Source organism: Streptomyces afghaniensis (assembly GCF_044327915.1).
GTDB classification, from domain to species: Bacteria; Actinomycetota; Actinomycetes; order Streptomycetales; family Streptomycetaceae; genus Streptomyces; species Streptomyces afghaniensis.
The window spans coordinates 407,443-420,727 of sequence record NZ_JBIRGJ010000005.1 but is presented as its reverse complement, the minus strand read 5'-3'; the positions used below and the strand labels follow the sequence as shown (position 1 = coordinate 420,727).

General features: G+C 70.9%; 17 protein-coding genes. 7 read left to right on the top strand and 10 right to left on the bottom strand.

The window, feature by feature from the left end; translation table 11 throughout:
* Window positions 1-34: 34 nt before the first annotated feature.
* From ACH4G3_RS20580 to ACH4G3_RS20570, 3 genes are all read right to left on the bottom strand, one after another.
* Complete coding sequence (locus ACH4G3_RS20580) at window positions 35-823, bottom strand: electron transfer flavoprotein subunit beta/FixA family protein (RefSeq protein WP_037668292.1); 789 nt, start codon at window positions 821-823, stop codon at window positions 35-37.
* Between the two features lie 220 nt (window positions 824-1,043).
* Window positions 1,044-1,535, bottom strand: a complete 492-nt coding sequence (locus ACH4G3_RS20575) for a flavin reductase family protein (RefSeq protein ID WP_397625842.1) — start codon at window positions 1,533-1,535, stop codon at window positions 1,044-1,046.
* 83 nt (window positions 1,536-1,618) lie between these two features.
* Window positions 1,619-2,032, bottom strand: a complete 414-nt coding sequence (locus ACH4G3_RS20570; protein ID WP_037668290.1) for a thioredoxin family protein — start codon at window positions 2,030-2,032, stop codon at window positions 1,619-1,621.
* A gap of 78 nt (window positions 2,033-2,110) precedes the next feature.
* On the opposite strand from ACH4G3_RS20570, the gene ACH4G3_RS20565 reads away from it, so the two are divergent.
* A complete protein-coding gene (locus tag ACH4G3_RS20565; RefSeq protein WP_397625841.1) occupies window positions 2,111-2,527 on the top strand; it encodes a DUF4395 domain-containing protein in 417 nt (138 codons plus the stop codon).
* Between the two features lie 186 nt (window positions 2,528-2,713).
* A complete protein-coding gene (locus ACH4G3_RS20560; RefSeq protein WP_020271694.1) occupies window positions 2,714-3,442 on the top strand; it encodes a lysophospholipid acyltransferase family protein in 729 nt (242 codons plus the stop codon).
* 36 nt (window positions 3,443-3,478) lie between these two features.
* On the opposite strand, the gene ACH4G3_RS20555 is transcribed toward ACH4G3_RS20560, so the two are convergent.
* Entirely contained in the window at window positions 3,479-4,051 is a 573-nt protein-coding gene (locus ACH4G3_RS20555; RefSeq protein ID WP_397625840.1) for a transglutaminase domain-containing protein, read from the bottom strand.
* A 101-nt stretch (window positions 4,052-4,152) separates the two neighbouring features.
* Between ACH4G3_RS20555 and ACH4G3_RS20550 the strand changes: the two genes are divergently transcribed.
* A complete protein-coding gene (locus ACH4G3_RS20550) occupies window positions 4,153-4,368 on the top strand; it encodes a hypothetical protein (protein ID WP_397625839.1) in 216 nt (71 codons plus the stop codon).
* A 19-nt stretch (window positions 4,369-4,387) separates the two neighbouring features.
* On the opposite strand, the gene ACH4G3_RS20545 is transcribed toward ACH4G3_RS20550, so the two are convergent.
* Genes ACH4G3_RS20545 through ACH4G3_RS20535 form a run of 3 tightly spaced genes read right to left on the bottom strand, consistent with a single transcriptional unit; the run spans window position 4,388 to window position 7,643 of the window.
* Complete coding sequence (locus ACH4G3_RS20545; protein ID WP_397625838.1) at window positions 4,388-5,458, bottom strand: threonine aldolase family protein; 1,071 nt, start codon at window positions 5,456-5,458, stop codon at window positions 4,388-4,390.
* Window positions 5,455-6,204 (bottom strand): SDR family NAD(P)-dependent oxidoreductase, encoded by a 750-nt coding sequence (locus tag ACH4G3_RS20540; protein ID WP_397626173.1) that lies wholly within the window; start codon window positions 6,202-6,204, stop codon window positions 5,455-5,457. The genes ACH4G3_RS20545 and ACH4G3_RS20540 overlap by 4 nt, the downstream gene beginning before the upstream one ends.
* 41 nt (window positions 6,205-6,245) lie before the next feature.
* Complete coding sequence (locus ACH4G3_RS20535; RefSeq protein ID WP_397625837.1) at window positions 6,246-7,643, bottom strand: DUF6421 family protein; 1,398 nt, start codon at window positions 7,641-7,643, stop codon at window positions 6,246-6,248.
* A gap of 249 nt (window positions 7,644-7,892) precedes the next feature.
* Here ACH4G3_RS20535 and ACH4G3_RS20530 point away from each other — a divergent pair, with 249 nt between their 5' ends.
* Window positions 7,893-8,576 carry a glycerophosphodiester phosphodiesterase gene (locus ACH4G3_RS20530; protein WP_020271688.1) on the top strand — a complete coding sequence of 228 codons (684 nt, stop codon included), beginning with the start codon at window positions 7,893-7,895 and terminating at the stop codon, window positions 8,574-8,576.
* A 25-nt stretch (window positions 8,577-8,601) separates the two neighbouring features.
* On the opposite strand, the gene ACH4G3_RS20525 is transcribed toward ACH4G3_RS20530, so the two are convergent.
* Window positions 8,602-9,141: a GNAT family N-acetyltransferase gene (locus ACH4G3_RS20525; protein WP_397625836.1), complete on the bottom strand. Its 540-nt coding sequence runs from the start codon at window positions 9,139-9,141 to the stop codon at window positions 8,602-8,604.
* Window positions 9,142-9,211: 70 nt separating this feature from the next.
* Between ACH4G3_RS20525 and ACH4G3_RS20520 the strand changes: the two genes are divergently transcribed.
* On the top strand, window positions 9,212-9,604 hold the full coding sequence (locus ACH4G3_RS20520) for a VOC family protein (RefSeq protein ID WP_397625835.1): 393 nt from the start codon (window positions 9,212-9,214) through the stop codon (window positions 9,602-9,604).
* 2 nt (window positions 9,605-9,606) lie between these two features.
* Here ACH4G3_RS20520 and ACH4G3_RS20515 read toward each other — a convergent pair whose 3' ends face one another.
* Window positions 9,607-10,521 (bottom strand): GNAT family N-acetyltransferase, encoded by a 915-nt coding sequence (locus ACH4G3_RS20515; RefSeq protein ID WP_397625834.1) that lies wholly within the window; start codon window positions 10,519-10,521, stop codon window positions 9,607-9,609.
* A 178-nt stretch (window positions 10,522-10,699) separates the two neighbouring features.
* Here ACH4G3_RS20515 and ACH4G3_RS20510 point away from each other — a divergent pair, with 178 nt between their 5' ends.
* Together ACH4G3_RS20510 and ACH4G3_RS20505 are read left to right on the top strand one after the other, a co-directional pair.
* The gene (locus ACH4G3_RS20510; RefSeq protein WP_397625833.1) at window positions 10,700-11,458 is read left to right on the top strand and encodes a VOC family protein; all 759 of its coding nucleotides are present in this window, start codon (window positions 10,700-10,702) and stop codon (window positions 11,456-11,458) included.
* 98 nt (window positions 11,459-11,556) lie between these two features.
* Entirely contained in the window at window positions 11,557-12,609 is a 1,053-nt protein-coding gene (locus tag ACH4G3_RS20505; RefSeq protein ID WP_397625832.1) for an aldo/keto reductase, read from the top strand.
* A gap of 28 nt (window positions 12,610-12,637) precedes the next feature.
* Here ACH4G3_RS20505 and ACH4G3_RS20500 read toward each other — a convergent pair whose 3' ends face one another.
* Window positions 12,638-13,246 (bottom strand): MarR family winged helix-turn-helix transcriptional regulator, encoded by a 609-nt coding sequence (locus ACH4G3_RS20500; protein WP_397625831.1) that lies wholly within the window; start codon window positions 13,244-13,246, stop codon window positions 12,638-12,640.
* Between the last annotated feature and the right edge of the window lie 39 nt (window positions 13,247-13,285).

Genomic DNA, 13,285 nt, shown 5'->3' with positions numbered 1-13,285 from the left:
GCGAAAGATGAGGGGCGGTCAGCGAATGCGGGGCTCAGATGAACTTCTGGCCCGCGAGGAACTCAGCGAGCTGCTTGCCGCCCTCGCCCTCGTCCTTGACGATCGTGCCCGCGGTACGGGCCGGGCGCTCGGCCGCGTTGTCGACCGTGGTGTAGGCGCCCGCCAGGCCGACCTCCTCCGCCTCGATGTCGAGGTCGGACAGGTCCCAGGACTCCACCGGCTTCTTCTTGGCCGCCATGATGCCCTTGAAGGAGGGGTAGCGCGCCTCGCCCGACTGGTCGGTCACCGACACGACGGCGGGGAGGGAGGCCTCAAGGTTCTCGGAAGCGGCGTCGCCGTCGCGGCGGCCCTTGACCGTGCCGTCCTCGACGGAGACCTCGGAGAGCAGGGTCACCTGCGGCACGCCCAGACGCTCCGCGAGCAGGGCCGGGACGACGCCCATGGTGCCGTCGGTGGAGGCCATGCCGGAGATCACCAGGTCGTAGCCGGCCTTCTCGATGGCCTTGGCCAGGACCAGGGAGGTGCCGATGGCGTCGGTGCCGTGGATGTCGTCGTCCTCGACGTGGATCGCCTTGTCGGCGCCCATGGACAGCGCCTTGCGCAGGGCGTCCTTGGCGTCCTCGGGGCCCACCGTCAGGACGGTGATCTCCACGTCGTCGTCGGAGTTCTCGGAGATCTGCAGCGCCTGCTCGACCGCGTACTCGTCGAGCTCGGAGAGCAGACCGTCCACGTCGTCCCGGTCGACGGTCAGGTCATCGGCGAAGTGCCGGTCGCCAGTGGCGTCGGGCACGTACTTCACAGTGACAACGATCCTCAAGCTCACGCCGGCTCTCCTACTGCATCGTCATTTTTCGGCTGCCTCTTGCAGGCAGCATAGGTGCCTCAAGCGGCCGATCCCCGGTCGGGGCGACCCGCGCTCCGAGCGAAATATTACTCGTCAGTACACCCAGTTCATTCCCGCTAAGCAAGCGCTTTGAACTGTGACCTTCGCAACGCAGCGTAACCGGAACTCGACGGTCCCGCAGCACGGGGGGACTCGCGGGTCAGTCGCGCAGGCGGTTGAAACGTCCCTGGTGGTAGAGGAGCGGTCGGCCGGTGCCCGTGTGGTCGCCGTGCACGACCTCCGCTATCACGATCCGGTGGTCTCCGGCGGGCACGCGCGCGACGACCCGGCCCACCAGCCAGGCCGGCACGCCTTCGAGCACGGGAACCCCCTCGGGTCCGTCCCGCCAGGCGGTGGGCGGCGCGAAACGGTCGGCTCCGCTGCGGGCGAAGGTGGCCGCCAGCTCCTGCTGGTGTTCGCCGAGGATGTGGACGCCGACATGGCCGGCCGCCTCGATCGCGGGCCAGCTGGAGGAGCCGGTGCCGACCCCGAAGGACAGCAGGGGCGGCTCGGCGGAGACGGAGGCCAGGGAGGTGGCGGTGAAGCCCACCGGGCCGGCGTCGCCACGGGCCGTGATCACGGCGACCCCTGCCGCGTGCCGCCGGAAGACGGAGCGCAGGAGGTCGGGCGTGGCGAGGAGGTCCGCAGGCATGGGGTCAGGCTGACGATAAATGGTTGGCGCAGTCAAGTTCGTTCCCGGATGTGGGAGATGGCTCACTGACCGGGTCGCGTCCCTCACACCGCTTCCCCCAGTGCGGCGATCACATCGGCCTTGCGCGGCTGGCCGGTGGCCCGCCGCACCACCCGGCCGTCGGCGTCGAGGACCAGCACGGTCGGGGTCTTGAGGATGTCCAGCCGTCGTACGAGGTCCAGATGGGCCTCGGCGTCGATCTCGACGTGGGTGACGCCCGGGACCATGCCGGCGACCTCGCCGAGGACCCGCCGGGTCGCCCGGCAGGGCGCGCAGAACGCGCTGGAGAACTGCACGAGTGTGGCCCGCTCGCCCAGTTCCGCGCCCAGCTCGCCCGCGTCCAGCCGCTTGCCGTCGTCCCGCCCGCGCACTCGCACTCTCCCGCTCCGCCGCCGTTGCAGCACTCCGAAGGCGCTCGCCGCCGCGAGCACCAGTACGCACACCACCAGTCCGGTCATCACCTGCTGCAAGCGTTCACGAGACCGCAAAGATTCCCGCCCATCCAAACGGCCCGCGCTGCGGAATGCTTGGTTCCCATGGACATCGATGCACGAGGACCGCGTTTCGGCGCGGCCGTGACGACCGTCGTCCTGGCGGTCGTTCTGGTCACGGGGAGCGCGTGGCTGCTGGCCTGGCAGACGCTGGCGTTCCTGCTGGGCGCGGCCGGCGGGGTGACCCGGTCGCCCTACGGCCTGCTGTTCGCCAGGGCCGTACGGCCCCGGCTCGGACCGCCGACCGCGTTCGAGGCGCCCGAACCGCCGCGTTTCGCCCAGGCGGTGGGGCTGGTTTTCGCCGGACTCGGGCTCGTCGGCTACACCCTGGGACCCGACTGGCTGGGTCTCGCGGCGACCGGCGCCGCACTCGCGGCCGCCTTTCTGAACGCCGTGTTCGGGTACTGCCTGGGGTGCGAGATGTACCTGCTCATGCGGCGGGTGACGGTACGGGCGGAGTAATGGGGGCGTAAAAGCACGAGGTGGGATCCGGGGGTGACGTGACGAGAATCTCCTCACGGGCGGGCACGGGGACTGGCTACCCGGCCGTTCTTCGGGCACGATCTGCGACAAGCCGTAAACCTACGGCTGCGTAACTTTCCACTGGGAATCCCTTCCCAGGCAGAGCAGGAAGGGTCCGACCCGCCCATGGCAGAGCTCGTCTACCGTCCCGTCGTCGGTTTCGCCCGCACGCTGTTCAAGGCGTGGGACCTCAAGATCGACTGCCAGGGTTCGGAGAACATCCCGCGCTCGGGCGGCGCCGTGCTGGTGAGCAACCACATCAGCTATCTGGACTTCGTCTTCAACGGCCTGGCGGCACTGCCGCAGAAGCGTCTCGTGCGCTTCATGGCGAAGGAGTCCGTCTTCCGCCACAAGATCTCGGGCCCGCTGATGCGCGGCATGAAGCACATCCCCGTGGACCGCAAGCAGGGCGAGGCGGCCTACGCGCACGCCCTGGACTCACTGCGGTCGGGCGAGATCGTCGGGGTTTTCCCGGAGGCGACCATCTCGCAGTCGTTCACGCTCAAGAGCTTCAAGTCGGGCGCCGCGCGCATGGCCCAGGAGGCCGGCGTCCCGCTGATCCCGATGGCGGTGTGGGGCACGCAGCGGCTGTGGACCAAGGGTCACCCGCGCAACTTCAAGCGCAGCCACATCCCCATCACGATCCGGGTCGGCGAGGCGATCGAGGCCTCCCGCGACAAGTACGCGGGCGCGATCACCCGTCAGCTGCGCGAGCGCGTCCAGGAGCTCCTGGAGGCCGCCCAGCGCGCCTACCCCGTGCGCCCGAAGGGCCCGGACGACACCTGGTGGATGCCGGCCCACCTCGGCGGCACGGCTCCGACGCCGGAGCAGGTCCGGGAGGCCGAGGCGCACTGACACCCGGGAGCGGACGGCCCGGCCTCCGGTCCCGCCTCAGAGCGCGGTGGGGAGTGTCCGCCACAAGTGGGGCCGGTCGCCGGCCGACTTGAGGGTGTCGAGTACGGCCGGGTGAGGCGCGGCGTACAGGACCGGACAGTCCGTCTCACCGAGCGCCGGATCGGGCGTGAAGGCGAGTCGCTCGCCGTCGAGGGAGAACTGCGCGTCCACCCCCGGCTTGTTGCCCCGGGGGTCCTGCCGGTGCCATGCGCCGTTGAACCGCACGGCGACCAGACCGTGCACGACATCGAGCTTCTGGTAGCACAACGCGGTCGGGATGTCCTCGGCCCGGAGCAGCGCCGCGAGCGCGTGGGCCTTGGCGTAACAGATGCCGGTGCGCTGTTCCAGGACATCGGAGGCGCGCCAGGTGACCCGCGGGTCGCCCGCATCCTGTGAGTGCGGGATGGTGTCGCGCACGAACTCGAACGCATCGCGCGCATACTCATACGAGTTCGCCACACCCCTGGCCAGCTCGGCCGCTGTCTCGCGAACGAGCGGATGGTGATGGTCTATCGCCTCGTCAGCGGCCAAGTAGGCGGAGAGGTCCGGGGTTTCCTGGATCAGCTGCATGCACGCAGAGCATAGGGACGAGATCACTTCCGGGTCAATTCATTTTCGATCCTCCGTATAGTTATGCATCGAAGGCAGGAACGGCAGCTGGGCGCCGTGGCGTGGGCCGGAACGGGCTGTACGAGCGGTTCGACCACTCCGTCCAGCCGTACTCCGACGAGGCGCTGGAGGAGATGCGGGGTGACTGGACGTGGATCCCGGGCACGGGCGCCGAGTTGGGCCTGCGTCCCGCCGCCGCCCGGCCCGCGGCGGCGGACCCCGACATCGACCCGCAGGACGACTACCGGGCCGTCATCTCGACGACGACCCGGAGCTGAGCTCAGGGAGGGTATGGCCTCAGCGGGCCATCTCCTCCTTCAGTGCCGCCACGAACGCGTCCACGTCCTCCTCGGTCGTGTCGAAGGCGCACATCCAGCGGACGTCACCCGCGGCCTCGTCCCAGAAGTAGAAGCGGAACCGCTTCTGGAGGCGCTCGCTCACGTCGTGCGGCAGGCGTGCGAACACCGCGTTGGCCTGCACCGGGTAGAGGATCTCCACGCCGTGCACGGCCCGTACGCCCTCGGCGAGGCGCTGGGCCATCTCGTTGGAGTGGCGGGCGTTGCGCAGCCACAGGTCCCGGGCCAGCAGGGCCTCGAACTGCACCGACACGAAGCGCATCTTGGAGGCGAGCTGCATGGACAGCTTGCGCAGGTGCTTCATGTGGCTGACGGCGTCCTGGTTGAGGACCACGACGGCCTCGCCGAACAGGGCGCCGTTCTTCGTGCCGCCCAGGGAGAGGATGTCGACGCCGGCGGCGTTGGTGAGCGTCCGCATCGGGACGTCCAGGGTGGCGGCGGCGTTGGCCAGCCGGGAGCCGTCCAGGTGCACCTTCATGCCGTGCGCGTGGGCGTGCTCGCAGATGGCGCGTATCTCGTCCGGCGTGTAGACCGTGCCGAGCTCGGTGGCCTGGGCGATCGAGACGACCTGCGGCATCGCCCGGTGCTCGTCGTCCCAGCCGTACGCCTGCCGGTCGATCAGCTCGGGTGTGAGCTTGCCGTCGGGCGCGGGCACGGTGAGCAGTTTCAGGCCGCCGACCCGCTCGGGCGCCCCGCACTCGTCGACGTTGATGTGCGCGCTCTCGGCGCAGATCACCGCGCCCCAGCGGTCGGTGACCGCCTGCAGGGCGACGACGTTGGCGCCGGTGCCGTTGAAGACCGGAAACGCCTCGGCGGTGGCCCCGAAGTGGCTGCGGACGACGCTCTGGAGGTTCTCGGTGTAGGCGTCCTCGCCGTAGGCGACCTGGTGCCCGCCGTTGGCCAGAGCCAGGGCGGCGAGCACCTCCGGGTGGGCGCCGGCGTAGTTGTCGCTGGCGAAACCGCGGACGTCGGGGTCGTGATGGCGACGGGCGTCGGTCTTCGGCGGGTTCACGGCTTCTCGGTGAGCCACAGACGGTTTCCGTTCACTTCGGCGGCGGGCTTCTCCCAGATGCCGGTGATGGCCTCGGCCAGGTCCTTGACGTCGGTGAAGCCCGCGAACTTCGCGTTGGGGCGATCGGCGCGCATGGCGTCGTGCACCAGTGCCTTCACCACCAGGATCGTAGCCGCCGAGGTCGGGCCCTCGGGGCCTCCCGCCTTGCGGAAGTAGTCGGCCATGGCCAGCGTCCACGCCTCGGCCGCCGCCTTGCCGGCGGCGTACGCGGCGTTGCCCGCGGTGGGCTTGCTGGCGCCCGCCGCGCTGATCAGCACGTAGCGGCCGCGGTCGCTGCGCTGGAGCGCCTCGTGGAAGGCCAGGGAGGTGTGCTGCACGGTCCGCACGAGCAGCATCTCCAGGAAGTCCCAGTCGTCGAGGCTGGTCCTGGTGAAGGTCTCGCTGCCGCGCCAGCCGCCGACGAGATGGACCAGGCCGTCCACGCGGCCGAAGTCCTTCTCGATGCGGGTGGCCCAGTCGCGGGTGGCCTTCAGGTCGAGCAGGTCGACCGTGTCACCGGTGACGGTGGCGCCGCCGGTCGCGTAGCTCGCCGCGTCCACCGCCTCCGCCAGCCGCTCCGGGTCGTTGTCGGAGCCGATGACGGTGGCCCCCGCCTCGGCCAGCCTGAGCAGTGCGGCCCGGCCCGCGGGTCCTCCCGCTCCGGCCACCGCGATCACCGCGCCGCTGAGCGCCCCGTTCCCCGCCATGGTCTTCGCCTCCTGAGCCGTGTTCTCGCTTCGCGGATCGCTCACGCGGCGATCCGCTCGGCGCCGTCCGCCGTGATGCCCTTGGTGGAGGCGATCACGTTCTTCAGCTTCTTGGACAGTGCCTCATAGAACATGCTCAGCGGAAACTCGTCCGGAAGCACGTCATCCACGAGTTTCCGCGGCGGCTGCGTCACGTCCAGCGCGTCGGGGCCCTTGGCCCACTTCGAGCCCGGGTGCGGGGCGAGGTAGGTGGAGACGAGCTCGTACCCGGCGAACCAGTGGACGAGCTTGGGGCGGTCGATGCCCTCGCGGTACAGCTGCTCGATGTCGGCGCACAGCTGGTTGGTGACCTGCGGGGCCCGCTCCCAGTCGATGGAGAGCTTGTTGTCGGTCCAGCGGACCACGTCGTGCCTGTGCAGGTAGGCGAAGAGGAGCTGGCCGCCGAGGCCGTCGTAGTTCCGCACGCGCTCGCCGGTGACCGGGAAGCGGAACATACGGTCGAAGAGGACCGCGACCTGCACGTCACGGGCCTGCGGGACGCCGTCCTTCTCCAGCTTCACGGCCTCCTTGAAGGCGGTGAGGTCGCAGCGCAGCTCCTCCAGGCCGTACATCCAGAACGGCTGGCGCTGCTTGATCATGAACGGGTCGAACGGCAGGTCGCCGTGGCTGTGGGTGCGGTCGTGGACCATGTCCCACAGGACGAAGGCCTCCTCGCAGCGCTTCTGGTCGTGGACCATCGCGGCGACGTCCTCGGGCAGCTCCAGGCCGAGGATCTCCACGGCGGCGTCGGTGACACGGCGGAAGCGGGCGGCCTCGCGGTCGCAGAAGATGCCGCCCCAGCTGAACCGCTCGGGGGCCTCGCGCACGGCGATGGTCTCGGGGAAGAGCACGGCGGAGTTGGTGTCGTAGCCCGCGGTGAAGTCCTCGAACTTGATGCCGCAGAACAGCGGGTTGTCGTAGCGGGTGCGCTCCAGCTCGGCCAGCCAGTCCGGCCAGACCATGCGCAGCACGACCGCTTCGAGGTTGCGGTCGGGGTTGCCGTTCTGCGTGTACATCGGGAAGACGACCAGGTGCTGGAGGCCGTCCGCGCGGTTCGCGGCGGGCTGGAAGGCCAGCAGCGAGTCGAGGAAGTCGGGCATCTGGAAGCCGCCGTCGGCCCACCGGGTCAGGTCCTTGGCCAGTGCCTCGTGGTAGGCGCGGTCGTGCGGGAGCAGCGGGGAGAGCTCCAGGACCGCGTCCGTGACCTGGCGGACGGCGAGCTCGGCGTCGGCCGGGTCGGGCGCGCCCTCGGCGTCGAAGTCGATGGACCCGTCCTTGGACTGCCATGGCCGGATCCGCTCCACGGCATCCTTGAGCACGGGCCATGCCGGGTGCTCAACCACCCGGACCACGGGAGGAACCCTCTCCTCCGAACCCACCTGCACAAGAATTTCCGTCATCTCACACCTTCCACGGGAGAATCTCGCGTACACCGACCGTACACACACGAGGTTCCTTCCAGCAAGGGCCGTCTCAGGAAATTATCCTGCCTCACCCCGGTCTTCACCGCACTTTTTCCTGTCGACCATGCTTGTGCCCGCACGCACGCCGACCATGCCCTCACCCTCTGCACAGGGCGGGTGCAGGCGATACGGTCAGGGGGGCCGTCAGGCCCCCAGTGCCGCCTGTCGACGGAAGAGAGTCGCGTCTTGAACTTCCTCACCATCGGTCACCGCGGAGTCATGGGTGTGGAACCCGAGAACACCCTCCGGTCCTTCGTCGCCGCGCAGGAGGCCGGCCTCGACGCCATCGAACTCGATCTGCACCTGAGCAAGGACGGCGCGCTCGTCGTCATGCACGACACGGACGTGGACCGCACGACCGACGGCACCGGGCCGATCGCCGAGAAGACCCTCGCCGAGCTGCGGGCCCTGGACGCGGGCCGGGGCGAGCGGGTGCCGGTCTTCGAGGAGGTCCTGGAGGCCGTGCAGACGCCGCTCCAGGCGGAGATCAAGGACGCGCAGGCGGCTCGGGCGCTGGCCGAGGTGATGAACCGGCGCGGGCTGGCCGGCCGGGTGGAGGTGTCCTCGTTCCACGACGAGGCGATCGCCGAGATCAAGCCACTGGTGCCGGGCGTGCGCACCGCGCTGATCGCCAGCCGCTACGGCACCGACATCGTGGACCGCGCCGTCGCGGCGGGTGCCGAGACCGTCTGCCTCAACATCCGCCGGCTCACCCTGGAGATCGTGGAGCGGGCCCGCAAGGCCGACCTGAGGATCATCGGCTGGGTGGTGAACACGCAGGACCATCTGCGTCTCGTCCGCGCCTTCGGTCTGGACGGCGCGACCACCGACCACCCGGACATCAAGCGCACGGGCCGCTTCACGGCGTAGGACTGTCGCGAAAACGCCCTGGTGACTAGGCGAGCTCCTTGACCAGCAGCTCGAACTTCAGATCGTCGCGCTGCGGGATGCCGAAGCGCTCGTCGCCGTACGGGAACGGGGTCGTCCGTCCCGTACGGCGGTAGCCGCGCCGCTCGTACCAGGCGATGAGGTCCTCGCGTACGGAGATCACGGTCATGTGCATCTCCGTCACGCCCCACGTCTCACGGACCAGCCGCTCCGCCTCCGCGATGATCACCTTGCCCAGGCCCGCGCCCTGGAGCCGGGGGCTGACCGCGAACATCCCGAAGTAGGCGTGCTCGCCCCGGTGCTCCAGCTGGCAGCAGGCGACGATCCGCCCCTCCCGCTCCACCGTCAGCAGCCGGCCATCGGGTGACTTGATGACGGCCAGCACCCCCTCCGGGTCGGTCCGCTGCCCCTGGAGAATGTCCGCCTCGGTGGTCCACCCGACCCGGCTCGTGTCGCCCCGGTACGCCGACTCGATCAAAGCGACCAGCTCGTCCACGTCGGCGTCCGTGGCATCGCGGAAGGTCAGTCCGGTGGCGGCGGTGTCCATGGGCGTACATCTCCGTTTCGTGGCGCGCTCGGGCAGGGATGAGGGTAACTCCACCACTAGGCTCCGGTGCATGGTGCATGTACTGAGCAGCCGGATCCTGCTCCGGCCCACCGACCCCGAGCGGTCCCGTGCCTTCTACGGTGAACAGCTCGGGCTCGCCGTGTACCGGGAGTTCGGTACGGGGCCGGAGCGCGGGACGGTCTACTTCCTCGGCGGTGGCTACCTGGAGGTCTCGGGCCGGTCCGAGGCCCCGCCGGCGCCGGCCGCACGGCTGTGGCTCCAGGTCGCCGACGCGGCGGCGGCGCACGACGAGCTGCGGGCGAAGGGCGTGGAGATCGTCCGGCCGCCGGTGAAGGAGCCCTGGGGGCTGGTCGAGATGTGGATCGCGGACCCGGACGGGACGCCGATCGTGCTGGTGGAGGTCCCGGCGGACCATCCGATGCGCTACCGGCCGGGCATCTGAGGTCACCCGGGGCGGTGCTCCCAGCCCCGGTCCGTACGGGTCAGTTCGCGAAAGCCCGCGCCCGTCAGGTGGCCGAGCATGGTGCTGTCGGCGGCGGATTCGTAGGCGACGAGCCGGTCCACGCCGCACAGCCGGAGCCAGTCGGCCGCCCGGGCGAGCAGCCAGCGCTCCAGTCCGGTGCCGTACTGCGCGGGGTCGATGTGCAGGTTGCCGATGTCGGCCAGGCCGGCTGCGCGGGCGTGGCGTTCCGGGCGGGCCAGGGCCGTGTCGATCTCGACGAAGCCCAGGGCGCGGGTGCCGGCGCGGGCCGTGAAGCGGGTGCCGCACTCCCCCAGCGTGCGCTCGAGCGTGACGCCCGGCCGGGGCTCGGGCTCCGGCAGGTCGGCCACCCGGGCGATCAGGATGACCTCGGTGTCCCCGACATGCCGGAAGCCCGCGCGTTCGTAGACGGCCCGGACGTGCGGCCAGTTGCGGGGCAGGCCGTAGACGAGGGGGGCGGGCAGCGCGCCGTCGGCGTACCTGACGCGGACGTTCCAGCGGGCGCACTGTGCCAGGCACGCCCGCATCAGCAGGTCCGCGGCCTGGTCGGCGTCCGGCCAGAAGGACGCCGCCGGACGGCACACGAACCAGTCGATCCCGGCGGCGTCCCGGTAGGACTCGCCGACCTCGGCGTCGGCGCGGTAGCGCAGCAGGTGGGCCGCGGCGACGACGTACTCGCGCTGTTCGGCGACGAGCGTCGTCCGCTCGGCCACCCACGGGTCGGTGATGAACTCGCCGGGCTGCCGCTCCAGGTCGCTGAGGACGGTGTTCACGGAGACGGAGACGCCGGGGACGACGGCCGCCACGTGCATGTTGACCAGGTCGGTGAGCTGGTCGCGGTCGGCTCGGCGGAAGGGGCGCACCTGGAGCGCGGGCATGGGAAACCTCCGGGCAGGGTGAAGGAGCTGGAGGCCGCCACGCGGTGCGGTACGGGACGAGGGTATTCCGGGGCCGGTGCGGCACACCAGTGGGTTTCCCCGGATGGCAGGGAGGACGGGCTGCGGCTTAGCGTGCTGGAGAGGCTCTCGCCCGGGGACTTCCTGCGGAAGGAACGCCATGAAGCTCGACGCACCGGTGACCGGCGGGCCCTGCTGGACCGAGCTGGGGACCACCGACCTGGAGGCGGCCCAGCGGTTCTACACGAGGCTGTTCGGCTGGCGGCCCGAGACGGACCCGCGTCAGGAGGCGGGCGGCTACACCGTCGCGCACCTGGGGGACGCGGCCGTCGCCGCGCTCGCCCCGCTGTACCAGCCGTCGCAGCCGGTCGCGTGGAACGTGTCGTTCGCGGTGACCGACGCGGACGCCGCCGTCCGTGAAGTGACGGAGGCGGGCGGGACGGTGCTGTTCGGCCCGACGGACGTGTTCGACGCGGGCCGGTTCGCGGTGGCCGCCGACCCGGCCGGGGCCGCGTTCCAGCTGTGGCAGGCGGGGACCTTCCCGGGCGCCGGGCTGCTCAACGCGCCCGGTTCGCTGGGCTGGGCCGAGCTGTACACCCGGGATCCCGAAGAGGCCGTGGCCTTCTACAGCCGGGTGTTCGGCTGGACCGTCAACGCCTCGGAGCGGTACACCCAGTGGGGCGTCGACGGGGCGGACTTCGGCGGCATGGTGACGATGGACGACAAGTTCCCGCCCGAGGTGCCGGCGCACTGGCTGCCGTACTTCGCCGTGGCGGACGTGGACGCCACGACCGCCGTTGTTCAGAAGCTCGGCGACGTCCTGATGGTCCCCACCTCCCTGCCCGGCGGCCGGCGCATCGCGGTGCTGCGGGACCCGCAGGGGGCGATGTTCGGTGTGTACCGGGCGGACACGCCCTAGGACAGACGTGACGCTGTGTGAGGCCCGGGGCCGTTGCTTGCGTTGAAGTGCGCTCCAGCTCCTAGCGTCGTGCGGACGACCTGCCCGGAGGGAAGACCGTGCGTTACACACTGTTCGGCAAGACCGGTCTGCGCGTGAGCGAGCTGAGCCTCGGCGCGATGACCATCGGCGACGACTGGGGCTGGGGCGCCGGCGAGGAGGCCAGTGCCCGGATCGTCGACGCCTACGCGGAGGCGGGCGGCAATTTCATCGACACCGCCAACAACTACACCGACGGCAGCTCGGAACGGATCCTGGGTGAGCTGCTCCAGGGGCGGCGCGACACGTTCGTGCTGGCCAGCAAGTACACCTGCGGGATCCGCGACGGCGACGTCAACGCCGCGGGCAACCACCGCAAGAACCTGGTCCAGTCGGTGGAGGCGAGCCTTCAGCGGCTGCGCACCGATCGGCTGGACGTGCTGTGGGTGCACGCGCGGGACAACTTCACGCCCGTCGAGGAGGTCATGCGGGCGCTGGACGACCTGGTCCGCTCGGGCAAGGTGCTGTACGTCGGTGTCTCGGACTGGCCGGCCTGGGAGATCGCGCAGGCCAACACGATGGCGGAGCTGCGGGGCTGGACCGCGTTCGCCGGTTCGCAGCTGCGTTACAGCCTGCTGGAGCGGACCCCCGAGCGCGAACTGCTCCCCCAGGCCCGGGCGTTCGACCTGGCCGTGCTGGCCTGGGCGCCGCTCGCGGCCGGGAAGCTCACCGGCAAGTACCGCAGGGGCGAGACGGGGCGGCTGGACACCACGGGCGGTGGCGTCGAGCCGGGCGAGGAGGCGGTGATCAGTGCCGTGCTGGAGGTCGCCGAGCAGGGCGGCTGGAGTCCGGCGCAGGTGGCGCTGGCCTGGTTGCTGGCCCGGCCGGGCAACGTGGTCCCGATCATCGCTGCGACCAAGGAGAGCCAGCTCGCCGACAACCTCGCCAGCGTCGACGTCCGCCTCGACGCGGACGCCCTCGCCCGCCTCGACGAGGTGAGCGCGGTGCCGCTGGGCTTCCCGCACGACTTCGTCCGCGATCCGGCCATCACGCGGAACATCTACGGCGACCGCTGGCCGGCGATCGAGGACCGCCGTTCCACTCACCGCCGCACGGCGCACGACGTGCTCTGACGGTACGGCGGGGCCGTCGGTGGACGCCTCAGCCGCGCAGCGCGCCCAGCCGGCCTTCCAGCTGGGCGAGCAACTCTCCGAGCAGGGCGGCCAGTTCGCCCTGCTCGGGGGCGTCCAGGCCGGACAGGGCGGCGGTCTCGTAGGCGAGCTGGGCGGGCAGGATGCCGTCGACGAGTTCGCGACCGGCGTCGGTGAGGCGGAGGTGGGCGACCCGGCGGTCGCGGGTGTCGCCGCGGCGTTCCACCAGGCCCCGTTCGGTCAGCTGCTTGAGGCGCTTGGTGACGGCGGCGCCCGAGGAGAAGGTCTCCCGGGCCAGCTCCCCGGGCGTCAGCTCGTGCCCGGTGCGGCGCAGCGCGCCGAGCAGGTCGAACTCGGGCCGGCTGAGCCCGGCCCTGCGCAGCGGCGCGTCCTCGGCCTGCTGAAGGAGGGCGGCGCAACGGTTGATCCGCCCGATGATCTCCATCGGCCCGGTGTCGAGCGCGGGATGTACGGCCTGCCACTGCCGGACGACGCCGGCGACGGTGTCGCCCTGCCGGTGACCGACGCGGTCCCCGCCGACCGGGTCCTGTCCGGCAGCAGGGGCCCCACCGTCCGGGCCTGCTCCTGCCGCGGCGGGCCCGTCCGCCCCGGTCGTCATCTCGGGGCCGTCCCCTGGCCCGCCCCCGTTGGGCGATGG

Coding starts and splice junctions, on each gene's coding strand:
- ACH4G3_RS20525 (WP_397625836.1), bottom strand. CDS start 9,141: ATGGACACCGCCGCCACCGGACTGACCTTCCGCGATGCCACGGACGCC.
- ACH4G3_RS20520 (WP_397625835.1), top strand. CDS start 9,212: ATGGTGCATGTACTGAGCAGCCGGATCCTGCTCCGGCCCACCGACCCC.
- ACH4G3_RS20515 (WP_397625834.1), bottom strand. CDS start 10,521: ATGCCCGCGCTCCAGGTGCGCCCCTTCCGCCGAGCCGACCGCGACCAG.
- ACH4G3_RS20570 (WP_037668290.1), bottom strand. CDS start 2,032: ATGACCGGACTGGTGGTGTGCGTACTGGTGCTCGCGGCGGCGAGCGCC.
- ACH4G3_RS20555 (WP_397625840.1), bottom strand. CDS start 4,051: ATGCAGCTGATCCAGGAAACCCCGGACCTCTCCGCCTACTTGGCCGCT.
- ACH4G3_RS20500 (WP_397625831.1), bottom strand. CDS start 13,246: ATGACGACCGGGGCGGACGGGCCCGCCGCGGCAGGAGCAGGCCCGGAC.
- ACH4G3_RS20535 (WP_397625837.1), bottom strand. CDS start 7,643: ATGACGGAAATTCTTGTGCAGGTGGGTTCGGAGGAGAGGGTTCCTCCC.
- ACH4G3_RS20540 (WP_397626173.1), bottom strand. CDS start 6,204: ATGGCGGGGAACGGGGCGCTCAGCGGCGCGGTGATCGCGGTGGCCGGA.
- ACH4G3_RS20560 (WP_020271694.1), top strand. CDS start 2,714: ATGGCAGAGCTCGTCTACCGTCCCGTCGTCGGTTTCGCCCGCACGCTG.
- ACH4G3_RS20575 (WP_397625842.1), bottom strand. CDS start 1,535: ATGCCTGCGGACCTCCTCGCCACGCCCGACCTCCTGCGCTCCGTCTTC.
- ACH4G3_RS20565 (WP_397625841.1), top strand. CDS start 2,111: ATGGACATCGATGCACGAGGACCGCGTTTCGGCGCGGCCGTGACGACC.
- ACH4G3_RS20510 (WP_397625833.1), top strand. CDS start 10,700: ATGAAGCTCGACGCACCGGTGACCGGCGGGCCCTGCTGGACCGAGCTG.